19 protein-coding genes and 2 pseudogenes are annotated in these 20504 nt (G+C 31.0%); 6 read left to right on the forward strand and 15 right to left on the reverse strand.

The window, feature by feature from the left end; genetic code table 11:
* Window positions 1-19: 19 nt before the first annotated feature.
* From GCU34_RS02950 to GCU34_RS03015, 14 genes and pseudogenes are all read right to left on the reverse strand, one after another.
* Window positions 20-1612, reverse strand: coding sequence for an MDR family MFS transporter (locus GCU34_RS02950; protein WP_072785192.1), 1593 nt, complete (start codon window positions 1610-1612; stop codon window positions 20-22).
* Window positions 1613-1615: 3 nt separating this feature from the next.
* Window positions 1616-2697 (reverse strand): annotated as a pseudogene (locus GCU34_RS02955) (HlyD family secretion protein).
* Window position 2698: 1 nt separating this feature from the next.
* The gene (locus tag GCU34_RS02960; RefSeq protein ID WP_072785189.1) at window positions 2699-4003 is read right to left on the reverse strand and encodes a TolC family protein; all 1305 of its coding nucleotides are present in this window, start codon (window positions 4001-4003) and stop codon (window positions 2699-2701) included.
* A gap of 5 nt (window positions 4004-4008) precedes the next feature.
* Window positions 4009-4623, reverse strand: a complete 615-nt coding sequence (locus GCU34_RS02965; protein WP_072785187.1) for a TetR/AcrR family transcriptional regulator — start codon at window positions 4621-4623, stop codon at window positions 4009-4011.
* Between the two features lie 90 nt (window positions 4624-4713).
* Entirely contained in the window at window positions 4714-5475 is a 762-nt protein-coding gene (gene trpA, locus GCU34_RS02970) for a tryptophan synthase subunit alpha (protein ID WP_072785185.1), read from the reverse strand.
* A gap of 33 nt (window positions 5476-5508) precedes the next feature.
* Window positions 5509-6699: a tryptophan synthase subunit beta gene (gene trpB / locus GCU34_RS02975; protein WP_072785183.1), complete on the reverse strand. Its 1191-nt coding sequence runs from the start codon at window positions 6697-6699 to the stop codon at window positions 5509-5511.
* A 1-nt stretch (window position 6700) separates the two neighbouring features.
* Window positions 6701-7306: a phosphoribosylanthranilate isomerase gene (locus GCU34_RS02980; RefSeq protein WP_084657010.1), complete on the reverse strand. Its 606-nt coding sequence runs from the start codon at window positions 7304-7306 to the stop codon at window positions 6701-6703.
* Between the two features lie 23 nt (window positions 7307-7329).
* Window positions 7330-8118, reverse strand: a complete 789-nt coding sequence (gene trpC, locus GCU34_RS02985) for an indole-3-glycerol phosphate synthase TrpC (RefSeq protein WP_072785179.1) — start codon at window positions 8116-8118, stop codon at window positions 7330-7332.
* 31 nt (window positions 8119-8149) lie between these two features.
* On the reverse strand, window positions 8150-9145 hold the full coding sequence (trpD, locus tag GCU34_RS02990; RefSeq protein ID WP_072785177.1) for an anthranilate phosphoribosyltransferase: 996 nt from the start codon (window positions 9143-9145) through the stop codon (window positions 8150-8152).
* 88 nt (window positions 9146-9233) lie between these two features.
* Window positions 9234-9797, reverse strand: a complete 564-nt coding sequence (locus tag GCU34_RS02995) for an anthranilate synthase component II (RefSeq protein WP_072785175.1) — start codon at window positions 9795-9797, stop codon at window positions 9234-9236.
* A gap of 19 nt (window positions 9798-9816) precedes the next feature.
* Window positions 9817-11217: an anthranilate synthase component I family protein gene (locus GCU34_RS03000; protein WP_072785174.1), complete on the reverse strand. Its 1401-nt coding sequence runs from the start codon at window positions 11215-11217 to the stop codon at window positions 9817-9819.
* 272 nt (window positions 11218-11489) lie between these two features.
* Window positions 11490-12059 (reverse strand): YceI family protein, encoded by a 570-nt coding sequence (locus GCU34_RS03005; RefSeq protein ID WP_072785173.1) that lies wholly within the window; start codon window positions 12057-12059, stop codon window positions 11490-11492.
* A gap of 30 nt (window positions 12060-12089) precedes the next feature.
* The gene (locus tag GCU34_RS03010) at window positions 12090-12722 is read right to left on the reverse strand and encodes an NAD(P)H-dependent oxidoreductase (RefSeq protein ID WP_072785172.1); all 633 of its coding nucleotides are present in this window, start codon (window positions 12720-12722) and stop codon (window positions 12090-12092) included.
* Between the two features lie 6 nt (window positions 12723-12728).
* The gene (locus GCU34_RS03015; RefSeq protein WP_072785171.1) at window positions 12729-13187 is read right to left on the reverse strand and encodes a MarR family winged helix-turn-helix transcriptional regulator; all 459 of its coding nucleotides are present in this window, start codon (window positions 13185-13187) and stop codon (window positions 12729-12731) included.
* Between the two features lie 224 nt (window positions 13188-13411).
* Here GCU34_RS03015 and GCU34_RS03020 point away from each other — a divergent pair, with 224 nt between their 5' ends.
* On the forward strand, window positions 13412-13717 hold the full coding sequence (locus GCU34_RS03020; RefSeq protein WP_143146229.1) for a rhodanese-like domain-containing protein: 306 nt from the start codon (window positions 13412-13414) through the stop codon (window positions 13715-13717).
* Window positions 13718-13742: 25 nt separating this feature from the next.
* Here the strand turns inward: GCU34_RS03020 and GCU34_RS03025 are convergent, their stop codons facing one another.
* A complete protein-coding gene (locus GCU34_RS03025) occupies window positions 13743-14423 on the reverse strand; it encodes a Crp/Fnr family transcriptional regulator (RefSeq protein WP_072785167.1) in 681 nt (226 codons plus the stop codon).
* Between the two features lie 108 nt (window positions 14424-14531).
* Here GCU34_RS03025 and GCU34_RS03030 point away from each other — a divergent pair, with 108 nt between their 5' ends.
* The 5 genes and pseudogenes from GCU34_RS03030 (at window position 14532) to GCU34_RS03050 (ending at window position 20499) form a co-directional block, all read left to right on the forward strand.
* On the forward strand, window positions 14532-16904 hold the full coding sequence (locus tag GCU34_RS03030) for a heavy metal translocating P-type ATPase (protein ID WP_072785165.1): 2373 nt from the start codon (window positions 14532-14534) through the stop codon (window positions 16902-16904).
* 84 nt (window positions 16905-16988) lie between these two features.
* Window positions 16989-17186, forward strand: coding sequence for a cbb3-type cytochrome oxidase assembly protein CcoS (gene ccoS / locus GCU34_RS03035; protein ID WP_072785153.1), 198 nt, complete (start codon window positions 16989-16991; stop codon window positions 17184-17186).
* Window positions 17187-17189: 3 nt separating this feature from the next.
* Window positions 17190-19374, forward strand: a pseudogene (gene ccoN, locus GCU34_RS03040) (cytochrome-c oxidase, cbb3-type subunit I).
* Between the two features lie 7 nt (window positions 19375-19381).
* On the forward strand, window positions 19382-19552 hold the full coding sequence (locus tag GCU34_RS03045; RefSeq protein WP_072785149.1) for a cytochrome C oxidase subunit IV: 171 nt from the start codon (window positions 19382-19384) through the stop codon (window positions 19550-19552).
* A gap of 11 nt (window positions 19553-19563) precedes the next feature.
* On the forward strand, window positions 19564-20499 hold the full coding sequence (locus GCU34_RS03050) for a cbb3-type cytochrome c oxidase N-terminal domain-containing protein (protein ID WP_072785147.1): 936 nt from the start codon (window positions 19564-19566) through the stop codon (window positions 20497-20499).
* The last annotated feature ends 5 nt before the right edge of the window (window positions 20500-20504 follow it).

Raw genomic sequence — 20504 nt, forward strand, 5'->3', positions numbered from 1 at the left:
TTTAAAAAGGGCTTTTTTATTAATGCATAGCTTCGCTTAAATCGACTTTATTTTTACCTTTTTTAATCAGTAAGATGAAAGGAATACAAATTAAAAACAGCAATCCTAAATACATAAAAACATCCATATAAGATAAAACAGTACTTTGTTTGGTAACTGATAAATCAATTAATTGATAGGCTTTATCTAAAGCTTCGTTTGGACTAAAACCTTTGGCAATAAAGTTTTGTTGAAGACCTTGAATGCGTTGTTGTACCATTGCATTAGCACCATCAATATTTTTAATTAAATTCACTCGATGTTCTTGTGATAATCTCGAAATGAATGTAGTAATAATTGCTATACCAAAAGATCCGCCTAATTGTCGCATCATTCCTGTGAAAGCAGCACCTTCACCAATAGACTTCCCTGATAAAGTAGAAAGTGAAAGCGTTGTAATGGGTACGAATAATAATCCTAGACCAAATCCACGAACAATCAGTGGCCAAAACATGTGTTCTTCACCCGTATCAGGAGTCATAATGTTATGCATCCAAAACGTAAAGACAAAGAACATCAAGAATCCTCCTGCAACTAAATAGGGTTGAGGTACACCTTTCTGAATTAATTTACCAATAATAGGCATCATAAAGGCAGTCATTAACGAACTTGGTATTAATAACAAACCAGCATCTGTGGCTGTCCAACCTAAAACAGATTGTGTATATATCGGAATAATAAAAGTTGAACCGTATAGCCCAAATCCAAGGACAAAACTCAAAATGGTTCCGACTCTCAGGTTGTTATCTTTCAAAACCCTTAAATTCACTATGGGATATTCGTAGACGAGTTGCCTCCAGATGAAGAAAAACAAGCCCACAAAACTCATGATACTAACTATAACAATAACATGATCATTAAACCAGTCGTCTTGTTGTCCGTGTTCCAATACAAATTGTAGCGAACCGATAAACATGGCTAGTGTAATAATTCCCCACCAGTCCACTTGATTGCTTTTTAATTTATCTCCATATTTAGGACTTTTAACATAAGTTAAAGTCAATAAAGTAGCAATAATTCCAATCGGTACGTTGATGTAAAAGATATAAGGCCAAGAGTAATTATCTACTAAATAACCTCCAAGTGGCGGACCTAATGTTGGTCCAACAATTACACCCATACCATAAATAGCTTGCGCCATACCTCTTTTTTCTACCGGATAACTTTCAGTAATAATCGTTTGAGAAGTTACCAAAAGCGCTCCACCACCTAAACCTTGAATGAATCGGAAGAGAACAAGTTCCCAAATTCCGGTTGCATTTCCACATAAAAAGGAAGAAAAGGTAAAGATGATAATAGAAGCGGCAAAGTAATTTCGTCTACCAAATTGTTGCGATAACCAACTAGTCATTGGAATTACAATTACGTTAGCAATTGCATAAGCCGTAATTACCCAAGCTACATCGGTTAAAGTAGCTCCTAAACTTCCACGCATGTCGTTTAAAGCTACGTTAACAATGGTAGTATCTACAATTTCCAATAAAGCACACAACACAGCAGTAATAGTAATAATTACCCTATCTATACCATATAGTACTAAATCGTCATTTTGTAATGTTCCTGATGCGCTCATAAATTATTTTAAGTGTACGTCTACATCTACGTTCATTCCGGCACGAAGTAAACTTACTTTTTCTTTATCGTTAGTGTTCTTTAAACTGATTTTAACAGGTAATCTTTGTATTGTTTTTACGAAGTTACCAGTTGCATTATCTGGAGGTAAAAGCGAAAAACGAGAACCTGTAGCAGGAGAGAATGATGTAATTTCGCCTACAAAAGTATAATCGGGATAAGCATCCACTTTAATTTCTACTTCTTGACCTAAACGCATTTTGTTTAATTGTGTTTCTTTGAAATTTGCCACAACCCAAACGTCGCTTGAATTAATAATATAAAATAAAGATTGTCCTGCTTGAACCATTTGGCCTGGTTGTAAATCAATTGTCGAAACTTGTCCGTCAACAGCCGCTGTAACAACTGTATAACCTAAATTCAATTTTGCAGCATCTAATTGTGCTTGCGCTCTTTTAATGTTTGCTTCGGCAACAGTTGTTTGTTTATTAGCCACAGAAGTTTTAGTTACCGAAACATTTTTTGATAATCAGCAGCCGCTTTTTGTTGTTGTAAAGCTTTTAATTCATTTTCTGCAACTTGTTTCGCAGCTAAAGCTTGTTCATATTGTTGCTTTGTAATTGATTTATTTGCATATAATTTCTCAAATCTTTCAAAATCGTTTTGTGCTCTCCATAATTTCACTTTAGCATTTTCAATTGAACTATAAGCAGTTTTAGCATTTGCATCGTAAACAGAAACATTTGCATTTGCGCTTCCTACATCGGCTTTTGAAACTTCAAAACTTCCTTGGGCTGCTACTAATGCCGCTTGCGCTTCTTCCACTTTTACTAAATAGTCGATATTGTCGATTGTAAATAAAGTGTCGCCTTTTTTTACATTTTGATTATCTGTAACATAGATTTTTTTGATATATCCCGAAACTCTTGGGATTATTGGAGCCATATTTTGTTCTATTTGTGCATCATCTGTAGTTTCATGTGCTTGAGAATGAAAATATTTATATCCTCCATAAACAACTCCTAATGCTACTAAAACAATTAGGATAATTGTAAACTTTTTATTTGTTTCTTTTTTCTTTTCCATTTTAGTTGATCGTTTTTATTAAGGTTCCTTTTGCATATTGTAATTCGTAGTATTTTTGAAGAATATCGGCTTGTGATATTGTTTTATTTATTGAAGCCTGAATTTGTTCTGCATTAGCTTCTAATAAATCGTTTGTACTTGATAGCCCATTATCATATTTATCTTTAACAATTCTGTAATTTTCATCAGATTGTTCGGCTGCTTTTTGGTACACATTAAATTGTTTTTGAGCGAGTAAGTAATTTTCCTCTGCATTTTTAACCTCTTCATTAATTTGCTTCTCAAGAATTGAAGTTGAAAATTTTACTTCTTCAGATTTGCTTTTTGCGATTTTGACTTCAGCATTGTTTTTGAAAATACCACTTAAATCATAAGAAACTCCAACACCAAAATTCATAGCATTTGTTACAGTTAGGAAGTTGTGAATGTCTGCTGCAACATAACCACCAATTAAATTTACTGTAGGGAAATAGTTTCCTTGCGCAATTTTTATTTGGTTTTTACTTGCCTCAAATTGATGATTCAAAGCGCTTAAATCAGATCTTTCAATAGATGAATTTGAAGTTTGTACTACATTTAATAGTTCAATATCTTCTTTTACAATATCGAACGAAGTGTTTTCGTCTAAATTTAAAATTGAAGCCAATTTATAGTTTAAAACATTAATGTCTTTTTTGCTTTTTTCGATAGAAAGTTCAATGTTTGATGCTTGTAATTGTGCTTTTAGTAAGTCATTATGTGCAAGTAAACCATTGTCTTCCATGTTTTTAAAATCGGTAACTCGTTGTTGCGCACTTTTTAAATTATCATTTAAGATAGTTAAGGTTTGTTGCGTTTTGTAAATATTAAAATACAAGGCGATGGCATAATTAGCTAGATTTTCTTTTGTTTGGTTTTCTTGAGCAATCTCAGCTTGTAAAAGATTTTCGTGTGCTTTTATATTCTGATTGATCTTTAAGCCATTAAAAAGTGGAATTGAAGCATTGGCATTTCCTAATAATATTTGATTTATGTTTCCAAAAGACTCACCCGAAACGCTTCCTTGAAATAAAACTGGAGACGAAATATTAGGCTGTGTAATTCTTTGATACTGACCAGATAAAGAAAGATTTGGATATTGTTTGTTTTTTGCTTGAATTACTTCTGCTTCGGCTGTTTGTGTTTTTACAGTTGCCAAATTAGCTTGATTACTCTTTGTTGTAGCCAATTCGACTACATCTTTCAAACTTAATTTTTTCGGTTCTTGTGAAAATGCAAACAACGAACTCATGAGCAATCCAAAAAGGATTATTGTTTTATTTTTCATAGCAATTATTTTAAAATCAATGAATTAATTGTTTTTTTTATGAATTCGGTAAAAGTGGTTTTAATATAGTTTTCGTATTCTTCATCAGTCTTAAGATTTAAAATCTCACTATAAAAAGGCTGATTTATATTCATTTGTGTAAGTGTACCAATGATAACTGGTGGAATTAATTCTACTTGAATATCCTCTTTAAAAATTCCTAAATTTTGCCCTTCTTTGATAATCTGAGTTAATGTTTTGATGTTGTCAATTTTTATTTGTTTGAATAATTCTAAATCAAATTCACGCTTATTATTGTTTATTTCGTAGTGAATTATTTGATATATTGTTTTATTCTGATAAATTTTTGAAATATAGAACTCAATCAAACGATTTATTTTTTCTAACGGACCTATGCCTTCGGTGGCTAGGGTGTTTAAGAGTAACTTTAAAGCAGATATTCTGTAGTAAACTATAGCCTCTAATAGTTTTTCTTTTGAGCCAAAATAATAGGAAATCATTGCAATATTAATATCAGCTTCTTTTGCAATATCTCTAATAGAAGTACCATCAAATCCTTTTTCAGCAAATAGCTTCTCTGATTTGTCTATAATGTGTATTTGTTTTTCGCTTAATATCATAACATGAAATTTACGGTACAAAATTAAACATTTGTTTAAATTAAACGTTTGTTTAAAAATAAAATTAACACAGTTTTAACAAAAAAGACCTCAATTGAGGTCCAAAATAAATTTATGTATTGTTGCAATAGGATTTTTATTTAGATGCTTTACAAAAGCACTTCCTATAATAGCTCCTTTTTGATATTCTGTTGCTTGTTTGAATGTATCATTATTATTTATTCCAAAGCCAACAATTTGAGGATTTTTCAATTTTAGATCGTGAATTCTTTTGAAATATTCCGTTTGTTCGTTTCCAAAACCAGACTGACTTCCTGTTACTGCAGCCGAACTCACCATGTAAATGAAACTATCAGACAATTCGTCAATTTCTCGAATACGAGTTTCAGAAGTTTGCGGCGTAATTAAGAAGATATTTTTCAAATTGTATTTTTCAAAAATAGATTGGTAGTCACTTTTATAAATTTCCAAAGGTAAATCGGGAATAATTAAACCATCGATTCCAATTTCAGCACATTTTTTACAGAAATTTTCTACTCCAAATCGCATCATCGGATTAAAATAGCCCATAATCAGTAACGGAATTTGTACGCTTTTGCGAATGTCTTTTAATTGTTCAAATAACACTTTTGTAGTCATTCCATTTTCAATTGCAATAGTGGAACTTTCTTGAATGGTTGGTCCATCTGCTAAAGGATCGCTAAATGGCAAACCAATTTCAATCATATCGACTCCACTTTTTTCTAATTCTTCGATGATAGTAGTGGTATCGTTTAGGTTTGGAAAACCAGCTGTAAAATATATTGAAAGCAGTTTTTTATCTTCTTGTAATTTTTGGTTGATTCTGTTCATGTTATTTATTTTTAGCTAATCACTTTTTACTAATTACTTATCACTTAAATCAAAATAGTCAATGTAAGTGTTTAAATCTTTATCACCACGACCCGATAAATTGATAACTACAATATCATCAGGTTGAAAGTTTCTTTTGTCTAAAACAGCTAATGCATGCGATGATTCAATTGCTGGAATAATACCCTCTTTTTTACATAAATTTAAACCTGCTTGCATAGCTTCCTTATCAGTAATTGCCTCAAAAATGGCTCTTTTACTGTCAAATAAATGTGCATGTAAAGGTCCAACACCGGGATAATCTAATCCAGCAGAGATTGAGTAGGGTTCGGTTATTTGTCCGTCTTCAGATTGCATTAAAAGGGTTTTACTTCCGTGAATGATTCCAATTTTCCCTAAAACAGAAGTTGCAGCACTTTCACCAGAATAAACTCCATGACCCGCAGCTTCTGCCGCAATTAATTGTACATTTTCTTCCTCTAAATATTCATAAAAAGCACCTGCGGCATTACTACCACCACCCACACAAGCGATAACATAATTTGGGTTTTCAGTTCCTTCCAAAGTTTTTAATTGCGATTTAATTTCTTGAGAAATAATACGTTGGAATTTGGCAACCATATCGGGATAAGGATGTGGACCAACTACAGAACCAATAATGTAAAAAGTGTCGGTTGGATTATTAATCCAATCTCGAATCGCTTCGTTTGTGGCATCTTTCAATGTTTTGGAACCTGAAGTTGCTGGACGAACTTTTGCTCCTAGCATTTTCATACGAGCTACATTCGGGGCTTGACGTTTAATATCAATTTCACCCATATACACAATACATTCTAATCCCATTAGAGCGCAAACGGTTGCCGTAGCTACACCATGTTGTCCTGCTCCAGTTTCGGCAATAATTCGTTTTTTACCTAAACGTTTTGCCATCAAAATTTGTCCAATGGTATTATTTATTTTATGTGCTCCGGTGTGACACAAATCTTCTCTTTTTAAATAAATTTTTGTGTTGTATTGTTCCGATAATCTTTTAGCAAAATAAAGTGGAGTAGGTCGTCCTACATATTGTTTTAGCAAATCATGATATTCTTCTTGGAAAGAAGGTTCATTCATAATTTGAAGATATTTCTGTTTTAATTCTTCTACATTTGGATACAACATTTCTGGAATAAATGCACCTCCAAATTTTCCGTAAAATCCATCTTCATTAACGTTATATTTCATTTTAAAAGGTATTTAGTTGTTGTTGAAATTCTTTTAATTCGTTTTTGGATTTAATTCCAGGTTCGGTTTCAAATTGGCTATTCACATCAATAGCATAACATTTTTTTGAAACTTTTGTATTGAAAAAATCTTTTAATTGATCTATTTGGTTGAGACCAATTCCGCCACTAAGAAAAAATGGGGTATTACCATTGTATTTTTCTAAAACTTTCCAATCAAAAGTAGCTCCGTTTCCACCAGGAAGTTTTCCTTTCGAATCAAAAAGAAAATAATCAATACGGTTTTCATAGTGTTTTAAAATTGAAAAATCAAAATCATCATCTATACTGAAAGCTTTAATAACTGTGATATTTTCTTCTTTTAAATCTTTGCAAAGCGTTGGTGATTCCTTTCCGTGAAGTTGCACAATATTTAGTTCATATTGTTTTAACTTTTCTAAAATATCATAGAAATAAGCATTTACAAATACACCAACTTTTTTTATTGATTTTGGAAGAATTGGTAATGAATCCAAATTGCAATATCGTTTTGAAGGTTCCCAAAAAATGAAACCTAAAAAATCAGGTTCTAAAGTTGAAATTTCCTGAATATTTTCAAGATTTTTCATACCACATATTTTTAATTTTGGCTTCATAATGACATCAGTTTTTGAATGAATAATTTTGCTTCATTTCCAGGATTATCAGTTTTCATAAAATGTTCACCCATTAAAAAACCTTGGTAACCAAATTGTTGTAATTCTTTTACAGCTTCTACTGAACTAATTCCGCTTTCGGAAACTTTGACAAATTCATCAGGAATGTGAACTGAAAGCTCTTTGCTGTAATCCAAACTGACTTCGAAGGTTTTTAAATTTCGGTTGTTAACACCAATCATGTTTAAACTTGGCATAATTGCTTTTTCCAATTCTTCTCGATTGTGAACTTCCAATAAAACTTCTAAACCTAGACTTTGAGCAAATTGTGATAAATGTTGAATTTCATTTTGAGTTAAAACCGCAGCAATAAGTAAAATAACATCGGCTCCGTAAGCTTTTGCTTCTAAAATTTGATATTCGTCAATAATAAACTCTTTTCTCAAAACTGGAATATTTACAGTAGCTTTTGTAAGAATTAAATCGTCTAAACTTCCACCAAAATATTTTCCATCAGTTAAAACAGAAATACCACAAACTCCAGCATTTTGATAACCCAATGTTACATCTTCCACTGTATGATTAAAATTGATAACACTTTTTGAAGGCGAACGTCTTTTATGTTCGGCAATAATTCCAATATTACTATTGGCTAAAATTTTACTTAACGATTTTGTGCGCGAATTGAATAAATCGGTTGCTTCTAATTGGTTTATAGAAACTACTTTTTTCTTTAATTCGATTTCACGTTGTTTGTCAGCTATTATTTTATCTAGGATGTTCATTATTTGTTGTTTATGGTTTGTCGTTTTTTGTTTATTGTTGACTTAATGTGATTAATTTATTTAGTTTTTCAAATGCTTTTCCGCTTAATAAACTTTCTTCAGCTTTAGCAAATGCTTCATCAAATGTTGATTTTTCAACGGTTTGAATGGCTATAGCTGCGTTTGCACAAACCACTTGTTTTTGTTCTAATGTCCCTGTTCCTGAAATGATATTGTGAAAGATTTTAGCAGCTTCTTTAGTTGAAGTTCCGCCTTTTATAGACTCTAATTTGATTTTATGAAATCCAAAATCTTCAGGTGAAAGTATTTGTTCAGATGTATTTGTTATAATTTTTACACTATCGGTCAATGAAACTTCGTCAAAACCACTTAAACCATGTAAAATACTGAAATTAACATCTGTATTTTGGTACAAATAAGCATACATTCGTGCCAATTCTAAACTAAAGACACCCACCATTTGATTCTTTGGAAACGAAGGATTTACCATTGGTCCTAGCATGTTAAAGAAGGTTTTAATTCCCAAGTTTTTTCGAATAGGTCCCACATTTTTTAAAGCAGGGTGGAATAGTGGAGCATGAAGAATGGCAATATTGGTTTCTTCTATGCATTTTTTTAGGAATTCAACATCATTTGAAAACTTTACGCCCATTAGTTCCATAACATTACTAGAACCAGAAATAGAGGAAACACCATAATTACCATGTTTTGCAACTTTGATTCCGGCACCAGCAACAATAAAAGATGCTAATGTTGAAATATTAAAGGTGTCTTTTCCATCACCACCAGTTCCGCATAAATCGATAGTATTGTAGTCACTAAAGTCAACAGGAATACATAATTCTAATAGTGCTTCTCTAAAACCTGTGAGTTCTTCTAAAGTTATATTTCGCATTAGATAAACTGTAATAAAAGCAGCGATTTGACTTTCATTATAAATGCCTCTTGATATGTTGACTAACACTTCTTTTGCTTCTTGTTTTGAAAGCGTTTGATGTGTAATTAGTTGATTTAAAATAGTTTTCATGTTAAAGTGTATTTAGAAATTGGAATAAAGAGTACTAAAGAAACCTGTATTCAGATTTCTCAAAATTGGATTGAATATGTGTTTAGGATTAGGCTTTAAGCCAATTTTCTAAAATTTGTTTTCCGTTTGGAGTTAATACACTTTCAGGATGAAATTGTACACCGCTAACATTCAACTGTTTGTGTTTAAAAGACATAATTTCTCCGTTTTCATCAATTGAAGTAACAATTAAAGAATCGGGAAGATTTTCATTAGACACAACCCAAGAATGGTAACGACCTACTTCAAATTTTTGAGGTAAGTTATCAAAAATAAAATCATCATTGGTTACTGAAATTTTGGTTGCAACACCATGAAAAACAGTATCTAAGTTGGTTAGTTTTCCACCATAAATTTCACCAATGGCTTGTAAACCTAGACAAACACCAAAAATGTCTTTTGTTTTGTCGTAGGTTTTGATAACTTCTTTTAAAAGTCCGGCTTCATCAGGAATGCCTGGACCTGGAGAAAGTAAAATCTTTTCAAAAGATGCTAAATCTTCTAAATCGAATTCATCGTTTCTAAAAACTGTTACTTCAGCACCTAAGTCTTCCAAGTAGTGAACTAGGTTGTATGTAAAACTGTCGTAATTATCTATAACGGCTACTTTCATGAGTTTTGCAAATATAAGATTAAATTGTTTCAGCTAATTCTATTGCTTTTTGCAAAGCGTTTATTTTGTTATATACTTCTTGTAATTCGTTTTCTTCGCTCGAACTTTCTACAATTCCTGCTCCAGCTTGAAAATATAGCGTGTGATTTTTACTTAAAAATGATCGAATCATAATAGCATGGTTATAATTTCCATTGAAATCCATCATCCCAATGGCACCACCGTAGAAACTTCTGTTTGTGGTTTCAATATTTTCAATTAATTGCATGGCTTTTACTTTTGGCGCACCCGATAAAGTTCCAGCAGGAAAAGTTTTGGCAACCAAATTTAAATCAGCATCCGATTTTTTTAGTTTACCCACTACTTTTGAAACCAAATGAATGACATGAGAAAAGTATTGTACTTCTTTATATTTTTCTACTTCAACTTCGTTGCAATAAGTACTTAAATCATTACGAGCCAAATCAACGAGCATTACATGTTCACTATTTTCTTTGGTATCTTCTGTTAGTTTTTTCGCTAATTCTGCATCTTGTTCATCATTTCCAGTTCGTTTAAAAGTTCCGGCAATTGGGTGAATTTCTGCATGATTATTTTGGATTACTAATTGTGCTTCTGGTGAAGAACCAAATATTTTAAAGTTTCCATAATCGAAATAAAACAAATAAGGAGAAGGATTTATATTGCGTAAAGCTCTGTAAACATTAAATTCATCGCCTTTAAATTCTTGTTCGAAACGTTTTGATAAAACCAATTGGAATACATCACCACGTTTGCAATGTTGTTTAGCTTTGGTAACATTTTCTTTAAATTGATTGTCGGAAATATTTGAAGTTGTTTCATCAATTTTTATAAAGTTGTAAGTAGCTAAATTGCGATTAGCGATGATTTGTTCGATTTTAGAAATATTGTTTTCTTCATTTAAGCTATGACAAAATAAATAAGCTTCGTTTTTAAAATGGTTAATAGCAATTATGTTTTGATAAACCGCATAATAAAGTTCAGGAATAGTATTGTCGCTTGATTTTCTTTCAACATTTAATTTTTCGAAATACTGAATAGCATCATAAGAAGTGTAACCAAATAAACCATTTGAAATAAATTTGAATTCATTTGCTTCCGTTTGAAAGGCATTTCTAAAATTTTGTAATTCAATTATTACTTGATTTCTTTCTGTAATCGGATTGATTAGTTCATTTTCGTTTGGAAATTGTACGTGAATCTTTTGGTTTTCAACTTTAAATGAAGCAATTGGATTAAAACAGATATAAGAAAAACTATTGTCGTTTGCATGATAATCTGAGCTTTCAAGAAGAATACTGTTTGGAAATTCATCTCTAATTTTTAGATATAAACTAACTGGTGTAATCGTATCGGCGATTATTTTTTTACTGTATGTTTTGAAATTATATTTTGTCATTTTATTGATTTTAGAAAATAAAAAAAAGGCTTGTCGTGATTGACAAGCCTTTTCTAAGTATTTTGTTTTTAAATTATACTATAGCAGGATTTGCTCACGACATTCGACGTAAGTTAATCCACCACCAAGTATTGTTTAAAATATTGTTCATTTTTGTTTTTTGTATAGTGCAAATTTATAGAAATGTTTTTAAAAAAAACAAATTTTCATAAAAAAAGTCCAAATTAATATCTGGACTTTTTTCTTTTTCATAGCAAATTTTCCCTTGTGAATTAGAATGATAAGGTAACGTTTAATTCAAAATCGTCGTAAATAGTTTTGTCTCCTAAATTTTCGAAGAAAGAACCAGAACCATATTTAATATCATATTTAGTTCTGTCAATTACTAACTTAGTAGTAGCTGTATTTTCATTAACAGTTAAGTCAAAGTTTACTGGATTTGTTTTTCCTTTGATAGTTAAATCAGCAAATACAGTGTAAACTCCATTACCTTTAGCAGCAATTTTTTTGAATTTTAAAGTAGCAGTTTTAAATTTTTCAACACCAAAAAAATCATCAGATTTTAAGTGTCCGTCAAGTTTTCCTTTCCATTCTCCATCTAAATCAGTAGTATTTATTGAAGTCATGTCAACAGTAAAATTACCACCAGCTAATTTTTTACCTTTAAAAATTAATTCACCGTCTTGTAAAGAAATTGTTCCTTCATGTTGTCCGGTAACTTTTTTACCTACCCAGTGAATGTTACTTTTAGAAACATCTACTTTCTTAGAAGTTTGTGCATTAGCAGAAAACGTTATTAGAGTAACGGCTGCTAAAAAGATTGATTTAATAGTGTTTTTCATTGTTAAATTAAATTAAAAGTTGAGTTTTGATTATATTGTTTCAAATAATTCGTCTAAGGGTTTTCTTACTTTGGCTAAATGTTGGTTTACATCTTCATCATGTCTGTATCCAATAGGAGCAACCAAAGAAGCGTTTAATCCTAATTCATTTAATCCTAAAATTTCATTGTATTTTGCTGGTTCAAACCCTTCCATTGGAGTAACATCAATTTTTAATTCAGCTGCGGCATTTATTAAGTTTCCTAATGCTAAGTATGTTTGTTTAGATGTCCAAACAGCTAGTTGTTCTTGTGGTAAAGCAAGAATTTTAGACTTCATGAAATCACTATAACCTGCTAAATCTTCAACATTTAACTTTCTTGATTGAGCAATGTTGTTAATGTAATTGTCGATGTGAGTTTCATTAATGTTTGTATAATTTGCAAAAACTATTAAATGAGAAGCATCTACAATTTGAGATTGGCCCCAAGAAACAGGTTGTAATTGTTTTCTTACTTCAGGATTTTCGATTATTAATACTTTGTATGGTTGTAAACCATAAGATGAAGTACTCAATTGAATAGCTTCTTTTAATGTTTGTAAATCTTCGTTTGATACTTTTTTAGTAGCATCGAATTTTTTAGTAGCGTAACGCCAATTTTGATTTGTAATAAAGGAATTCATAGCAATTTATTTAATTTTTCTAAATTTTTCTAATAATTTATTTAATTCTTGAAGCTCGGCTTCTGTTAAATTTTGAGTAAAACTTTTTTCGTGTTCCACAACTAAAGGATCTAAAGAAGCTAATAAGTCTAATCCTTTTTGAGTAATTGAAACTTCCATTTTTCTTCTATTATCCGGACAAACTTCTCTAGTTACTAAATCTTTAGCTAATAATTTATCAACTAATCGAGTAGTATTACTTGTTTTAGCAATCATTCGTTCCTGAATGACACACATATTTGCAGGATGTCCTTTTTGTCCACGTAAAATTCTAAGAACATTAAATTGTTCTGTAGAAAGATCGTAAGGTTTTAAAATTTCATTAAACTTTTCTGAAATAACATTTTGAGTATACAGTATGTTTAGTAAAATTTTCTTTTCAATGCTTACTGTGGATATTGTTTTTATTATTTCTTCAATCTTCATTTGTAATGTCAAAATTTGTATGTACAAATGTACATACTATTTTTAATACTTGTATATACAAGTGTGTTAATTTTTTATTAAAAAAATTAGTTTTGTTTTTGCTTGTCCTTTTTGTCATTAAAAATTAATGAATAGCCTTCTCTAAGTTTTAATGAAATACTTATAAATTAAAAGAAAGTATTGATTTTTTAATAATTGATAGTATTTTTGAAAAAAATAAAATTATGAATTTATCACAAAAAGATTGGTGGAGTCAGTTTTTAGCAGATCCAAACGGAGTAATTTTAGATGTAAGGACGGAAGAAGAAAATGCTGCTAAAAAGATTCCAGGTTCTTTAAATATTGATATATATAAAGGACAAGGATTTGTTTATCTAGTAGATGAATTAGATAAAACCAAAAATTATTATGTGTATTGCTTAGCTGGTGGAAGAAGTGCTCAAGCGTGTAGTATTATGAATCAATTAGGTTTTGAAAATACATATAATTTAATAGGAGGAATTTCTGAATGGGAAGGACCAACAGAATAAAAAAGGAGCTTTTACAGCTCCTTTTTTATTCTGATAATCTTTTCAGTTTATTTTTATCTACAATCTTAATTTTTTTACCAACTAGTTCAATGTAATTACTTTTATTAAATTCTGAAAGTAAACGAATACAACTTTCTGTTGCTGTTCCAATCATTCCAGCTAATTCTTCTCTCGAAAGTTGAATTCTTAATGTTCCATCCTCATTTCTACCAAAATTATCATCTAAAAATAAGATAGTTTCAGCAAGTCTTTCTTTAACACTTTTTTGAGCCATAGAAACCATATGGTCATCAGCTTCTTTTAAATCGCCACAAATAGTTTTCATAACATTCATAGAAAACTGATTGTTTCCATTAAAGAAATCTAATACTTCTTTTTTGGGAACAAAACAAACTTGCATATCTTCTAAAGCTACAGCACTTAAATTTGCTGCTTCGTCACTAATCATTGAACGTTGACCTAAAAGTTCTCCCGATTTAACAAGTTTTACAATTTGATCTTTACCATTTGCACTAAGTTTTGTTAATTTACAAACACCATCTTTAATACAATAAATACCATTAATAGTTTCACCTTCTTCAAAAATGGGTTCACCTTTTTTAATTGTATAGGTTGATTTACAATCGGCTAGTTTTAGTAATTCTTCTTTATTAAGAGCCTTTAAGGAACTAAATTCTCTTACAATACATTGTTCACATTTGCCCATGCTACAAGTTTATTTTTGGACTTCAAATATACACAAAGTATGACAAAAATCATATTTTTAATTTGTATATTGTAAGAACTTTGCATTAGGTAAAAATGAGCAAATATTATGGATACAAAAAATTGTTTCCATTGTGGTGTTGAAATAGACGAAAAAAGTATCGTTAATTTCGACGAAAAAGACTTTTGTTGTACTGGTTGTAAGAATGTGTATGAGATTTTTAGTCAAAATGATTTAACGTGTTATTACGATTTTCAATCGGCTCCTGGAGCTACACCACAAGACATACAAGGAAAATATGATTTTTTAGACAATACAGAAATTGTTTCTAAACTTCTAGAGTTTGACGAAGATAAAACTACAATTGTTTCATTGTATATTCCGCATATACACTGTAGTTCGTGTATTTGGATTTTAGAGAACTTACAAAAACTTCAAGAAGGAATAATAATTTCCCAAGTTAACTTTCCAGAGAAAAAGGTTAGAATTACATTTAATAAAGAATATGTAACGCTTAAACGAATAGTAAACCTTTTAAGTTCTATTGGTTATGAACCTTACATAAGTCTCGAAAATTTTGATACGGGAAAAAAAGAAATTGATCGTAGTTTAATTTATAAACTTGGAGTTGCTTTCTTTTGTTTTGGAAATATCATGTTATTATCATTTCCTGAGTATTTTGAAGTTGAAGAGTTTTGGATTAACCAATATAGAGGATTTTTTAGATGGTTAATTTTTGTATTAGCATTACCTTCTTTTATTTATTCAGCTAGTGATTACTATAAATCAGCATACAAAAGTATTCGTTCTGGTATTTTAAATATAGACATTCCTATTGCCTTAGGGATCATTGTAATGTTTGTAAGAAGTACTATAGATATTATAATGGATTATGGTCAAGGTTTTTTCGATAGTTTAACAGGACTAGTTTTCTTTATGTTATTAGGTAAGTTGTTCCAACAAAAAACATACAGCTTTTTATCTTTTGAACGCGATTATAAATCTTATTTTCCCATAGCTGTTACTAAAATTAATAATGGAAAAGAAGAGCAAGTTCAAGTATATGACATTGAAAAGGGAGACCGACTTTTAATCAGAAATCAAGAGTTAATTCCAGTAGATGGTATTTTAATTTCTCCTAAAACTTCAATTGATTACAGTTTTGTTACTGGAGAAGAAGTTCCTATTGAAAAAGTTTCGGGAGATAAAGTATTTGCTGGTGGAAAACAATTGGGCACAATTATAGAAATGGAAGTTTTGTTTTCAGTTTCTCAAAGTTATTTAACGCAATTGTGGAGTAATGATGTTTTTCAAAAGAAAATAGAACAAAAGCACAAAACAATTACTGATAAAGTAAGTCATTATTTTACTCCTATATTATTATTACTTTCAGTAGTAGTATTAATTTTTTGGTTATTCATAGATACTTACCAAGCTTTTAATGTATTTACAGCGGTATTAATTGTTGCTTGTCCGTGTGCTTTAGCCTTAACTGCTCCATTTACTTTAGGAAACGTTTTACGAATAATGGGAAGAAAGAAAATGTATTTAAAAAATGCTATTGTAATTGAACAATTAGCAAAAGTCGATGCCATTGTATTTGATAAAACAGGAACTATAACAACAAATAAAAAGACTTCAATTACTTATGAAGGTGAACCTTTAAATGATTTTGAATTAAAACTTTTGAAAAATACATTACGAGGTTCAAATCATCCTTTAAGTAGAAGACTTTATGATTATTTACCAGATTTTGAAGTGATTCATCCATTAGATTTTGAAGAAATTATAGGAAAAGGAATTAACGCTTCTTTTACAGAAGGGAAAGTAAAACTCGGTTCTTCAGATTATTTGGCACACTTTAGTGAAAACACACATAAAAAAACCAAAGTTCATGTTGAAATAAAAGGTGTTTATAAAGGAAGTTTTGTTTTTAATAACCAATATAGAAAAGGTTTAGAAGAACTTTTCGAATCATTATCTAAAAAATATGAATTAACGGTTTTATCTGGTGATAATGATGGTGAAAGGAAAATTTTAGAAAAGATGCTTCCAGCAAGTACACGACTTGTTTTTAATCAAAAACCTGAACAAAAATTAGAATATATCGAAAAGTTACAAGCCGAAGGCAAGAATGTGATGATGGTTGGCGATGGTTTAAATGATGCTGGGGCTTTAGCACAAAGTAATGTAGGAATAGCTATTTCAGAAAATGTAAATGTATTTTCTCCAGCCTGCGACGGAATTATGGATGCAAGCCAGTTCTCGAAAATAGATTATTACATGAAGTTTTCTAAAAATGCTATGAAGACTATTTACATGAGTTTTGGCTTGTCATTATTGTACAATATTGTAGGATTAAGTTTTGCTATTACAGGAAATTTATCGCCTTTAGTAGCGGCAATTATTATGCCTCTTAGTTCAATAACAGTAGTAAGCTTTGTAACAATTATGACAAATATATATTCTAAGATTAAATAATTTTAACTAAATTTAACAAGTATGACAAAAGTCATGTTTTTAGTTTTCGACTAAATTTAATTTTGTTAACGTAAAAATTAAGGTATGAGCGTTATTTACATTTTAATCACAGTAAGTATAGTTGTGGCTGTTATCTTCTTGATAGCTTTCATCAACGCTGTTCGAACAGGTCAGTATGATGATGACTATACGCCTTCAGTCAGAATGCTTTTTGACGACGAGGTAAAGAAAAACACTAACAAATTAATAAATACACAAACAGAGAAACAAAAATCAATCTAAATTATGGAGAAGCAACAATTTTATTACGACAACAAAATTGTAAGAAACTTCTTGTACGCCTCAATAGCATTTGGTGTAATTGGAATGCTAGTAGGTTTAACAGTAGCTTTCTTTTATTTGTTTCCTAACATGACCGATGGAATTCCATGGTTAAGTTACGGAAGACTAAGACCGTTACATACAAATGCAGTTATTTTTGCCTTTGTAGGTAATGCAGTTTTTGCAGGAGCTTATTACTCTATGCAAAGATTATTAAAGGCGAGAATGTACAGTAATTTCTTAAGCCAATTAAACTTTTGGGGATGGCAATTAATTATTTTAGGTGCTGCCATTACATTACCTTTAGGTATTACATCTTCAAAAGAATATGCCGAATTAGAATGGCCTTTTGATATTGCAATTGCAATTGTTTGGGTAGCATTCGGAATAAATATGATTGGTACCATTATAAAAAGAAGAGAGCGTCATATTTATGTTGCAATTTGGTTTTACATTGCAACGTTTGTAGCGGTAGCTTTACTTCATATTTTTAACAATATCGAAATACCAGTTTCATTAACAAAAAGTTACTCAGTTTACGCTGGTGTTCAAGATGCATTAGTACAATGGTGGTATGGTCACAATGCGGTAGCATTCTTCCTTACAACACCTTTCTTAGGTTTAATGTATTACTATGTACCAAAAGCTGCTAATCGCCCAGTATATTCATATAGATTATCAATTATCCACTTTTGGTCATTGATCTTCATTTATATTTGGGCTGGTCCACACCACTTATTATATTCTGCATTACCAGATTGGGCACAAAACTTAGGAGTTGTATTCTCAATCATGTTAATTGCTCCATCTTGGGTGGTATGATTAATGGTTTATTAACTTTAAGAGGAGTTTGGGATAAAGTTCGTGTAGATCCAGTATTAAAATTCTTAGTAGTTGCAATTACAGGTTATGGTATGGCTACTTTTGAAGGTCCAATGTTATCATTAAAAAATGTAAACGCTATTGCGCACTTTACTGATTGGATTGTAGCTCACGTTCACGTTGGAGCATTAGCATGGAACGGATTCATGACTTTTGGTATGATTTATTGGATGATACCAAGAATGACAAAAACTACTTTGTATTCACAAAAGTTAGCAAACTTCCACTTCTGGATTGGTACTTTAGGTATTGTTTTATATACATTACCTATGTATGTTGCAGGTTTCACTCAAGCATTTATGTGGAAACAATTTAATCCAGATGGTTCTCTAGTTTATGGTAACTTCCTTGAAACTGTAACTCAAATTATCCCAATGCATGCAATGAGAGCTATGGGGGAACCTTATACTTTGTTGGTATTTTAACGTTAGTTTACAACGTATATAAAACAGTTAAAGCAGGTTCAGCAATTGAAGATGAATTAGCAGAAGCTCCTGCATTAGTTAAAATTTCTAAATACCAATTAAAAGGTGAATCTTGGCACTCTTGGTTAGAAAGAAGACCAGTTCAGTTTACACTTTTAACAACTGTTGCTGTTGCCATTGGTGGTATTGTACAAATTGTTCCAATGTTAGTTGTAAAATCTAATATTCCTACAATCGCTAGCGTTAAACCATATACTCCGCTTGAACTAGAAGGTAGAGATTTATATATCCGTGAGGGTTGTAATAACTGTCACTCACAATTAGTTCGTCCTTTCCGTTCAGAAGTTAAACGTTATGGTGAATATTCTAAATCAGGTGAATATGTTTACGATCATCCATTCTTATGGGGTTCAAAACGTACAGGTCCAGATTTACATAGACTAGGTGGAAAATATAATGACAACTGGCATTTTAACCACATGTACGATCCGCAAAGTACTTCTCCAGGTTCAATTATGCCGGGGTACAAATGGATGTATGCTAATGAAGCGATGGATCACTCATTAATTGAGAAAAAAATGCAGGTAATGCAAACTTTAGGAGTTCCTTATACTGATGAAGAAGTGGCAAATGCAATGCAAAGTATTGAAGCACAATCTTCACAAATTGAGAAAAACTTACATGCTGATCCTGATTTCGTAAAAGCTTATGAAGAAAGTAAGAAAAATGCAGCAACTAGAGGTGAACAATTTGTTCCAATGAAAGATAGAGAAATTGTTGCTTTAATTGCTTACTTACAACGATTAGGTTCTGATATTAAAGTTAAAGAAGAAGTTAAATAATTTTGTTATGCTAAAGTTTGTAAAACATAATCTTGAAACAATAACAGATGTTGAGGTTTACCCAATAATCTCATTAGCCATCTTCTTTGTTGTATTCGTTGCATTCTTTGTATGGGCTATGACTTATAGTAAAGAAAAAATTAACGAATTAAGTGATTTACCTTTTAAAGAAAATTAAAAATTAGTAAGATGAAAAAATTAATTCCATCATATATTAGAGTTCCATTAATCTTTGCTGTAGTCATGGCAGGAATGGAATACTTTATCGACTCTGGTGATAAGCCAGCGTTTATAGAGTACCCAATGGTAGCATTGTTTTTAGGAGTATTTTTATTTCTATTAATTGCTATAGAAATTGTAGTGAGTGCAGTTGATAAAGTAACTTATCATTTATTAACTGACGAACAGAAAAAACAATTAGAAGAAGCACAATCAATGTCTTTTGCAGATAGTAAGTTCATGAAAATGCTTACTCGTTCAAAAGATATCGATCAGGAAGATGACGTTATGCTAGACCACGATTATGATGGTATTAAAGAATTAGATAACGTTTTACCACCATGGTGGGTAGGTTTATTTTATGCTTGTGTGGTATTTGCAATTATTTATTTGATTCGTTTTCATGTTATGGGCGATTATACACAAGCAGAAGAATTTGTTGCAGAAATGGAACAAAGCGATAAACAAGTACAAGAGTATCTTAAAAATGCTCCAGATTTAATGGATAAAGATAAGGTGACTCTTTTAACAGATGCTCCAGCTATTGCTGAAGGTAAAAAAATATTTGAGTCAAATTGTGTGGCTTGTCACCGTCCTGATGCTGGTGGTGCTATTGGACCAAATTTAACAGATAAGTTTTGGATTCTAGGAGGTGGTATTAAAAATGTTTTCAATACTATTTCTGAAGGTGGTCGTTCTGGAAAAGGTATGGTGCCTTGGAAAGAATCTTTAAAACCTACAGAAATTCAAAAAGTAGCAAGTTATGTGCTTTCTTTACAAGGTTCAAATCCAAAAGATGGAAAACCAGCAGAAGGAGATGAATGGGTAGAGGAAGGTGCAGCTCCTTCAACCGAAGCTACTACAGAAGTTGTAGAAACTGTTGTAGATTCAACAAAAACTGAATAATAATA

The organism is Flavobacterium haoranii (assembly GCF_009363055.1).
Taxonomy (GTDB): domain Bacteria; phylum Bacteroidota; class Bacteroidia; order Flavobacteriales; family Flavobacteriaceae; genus Flavobacterium; species Flavobacterium haoranii.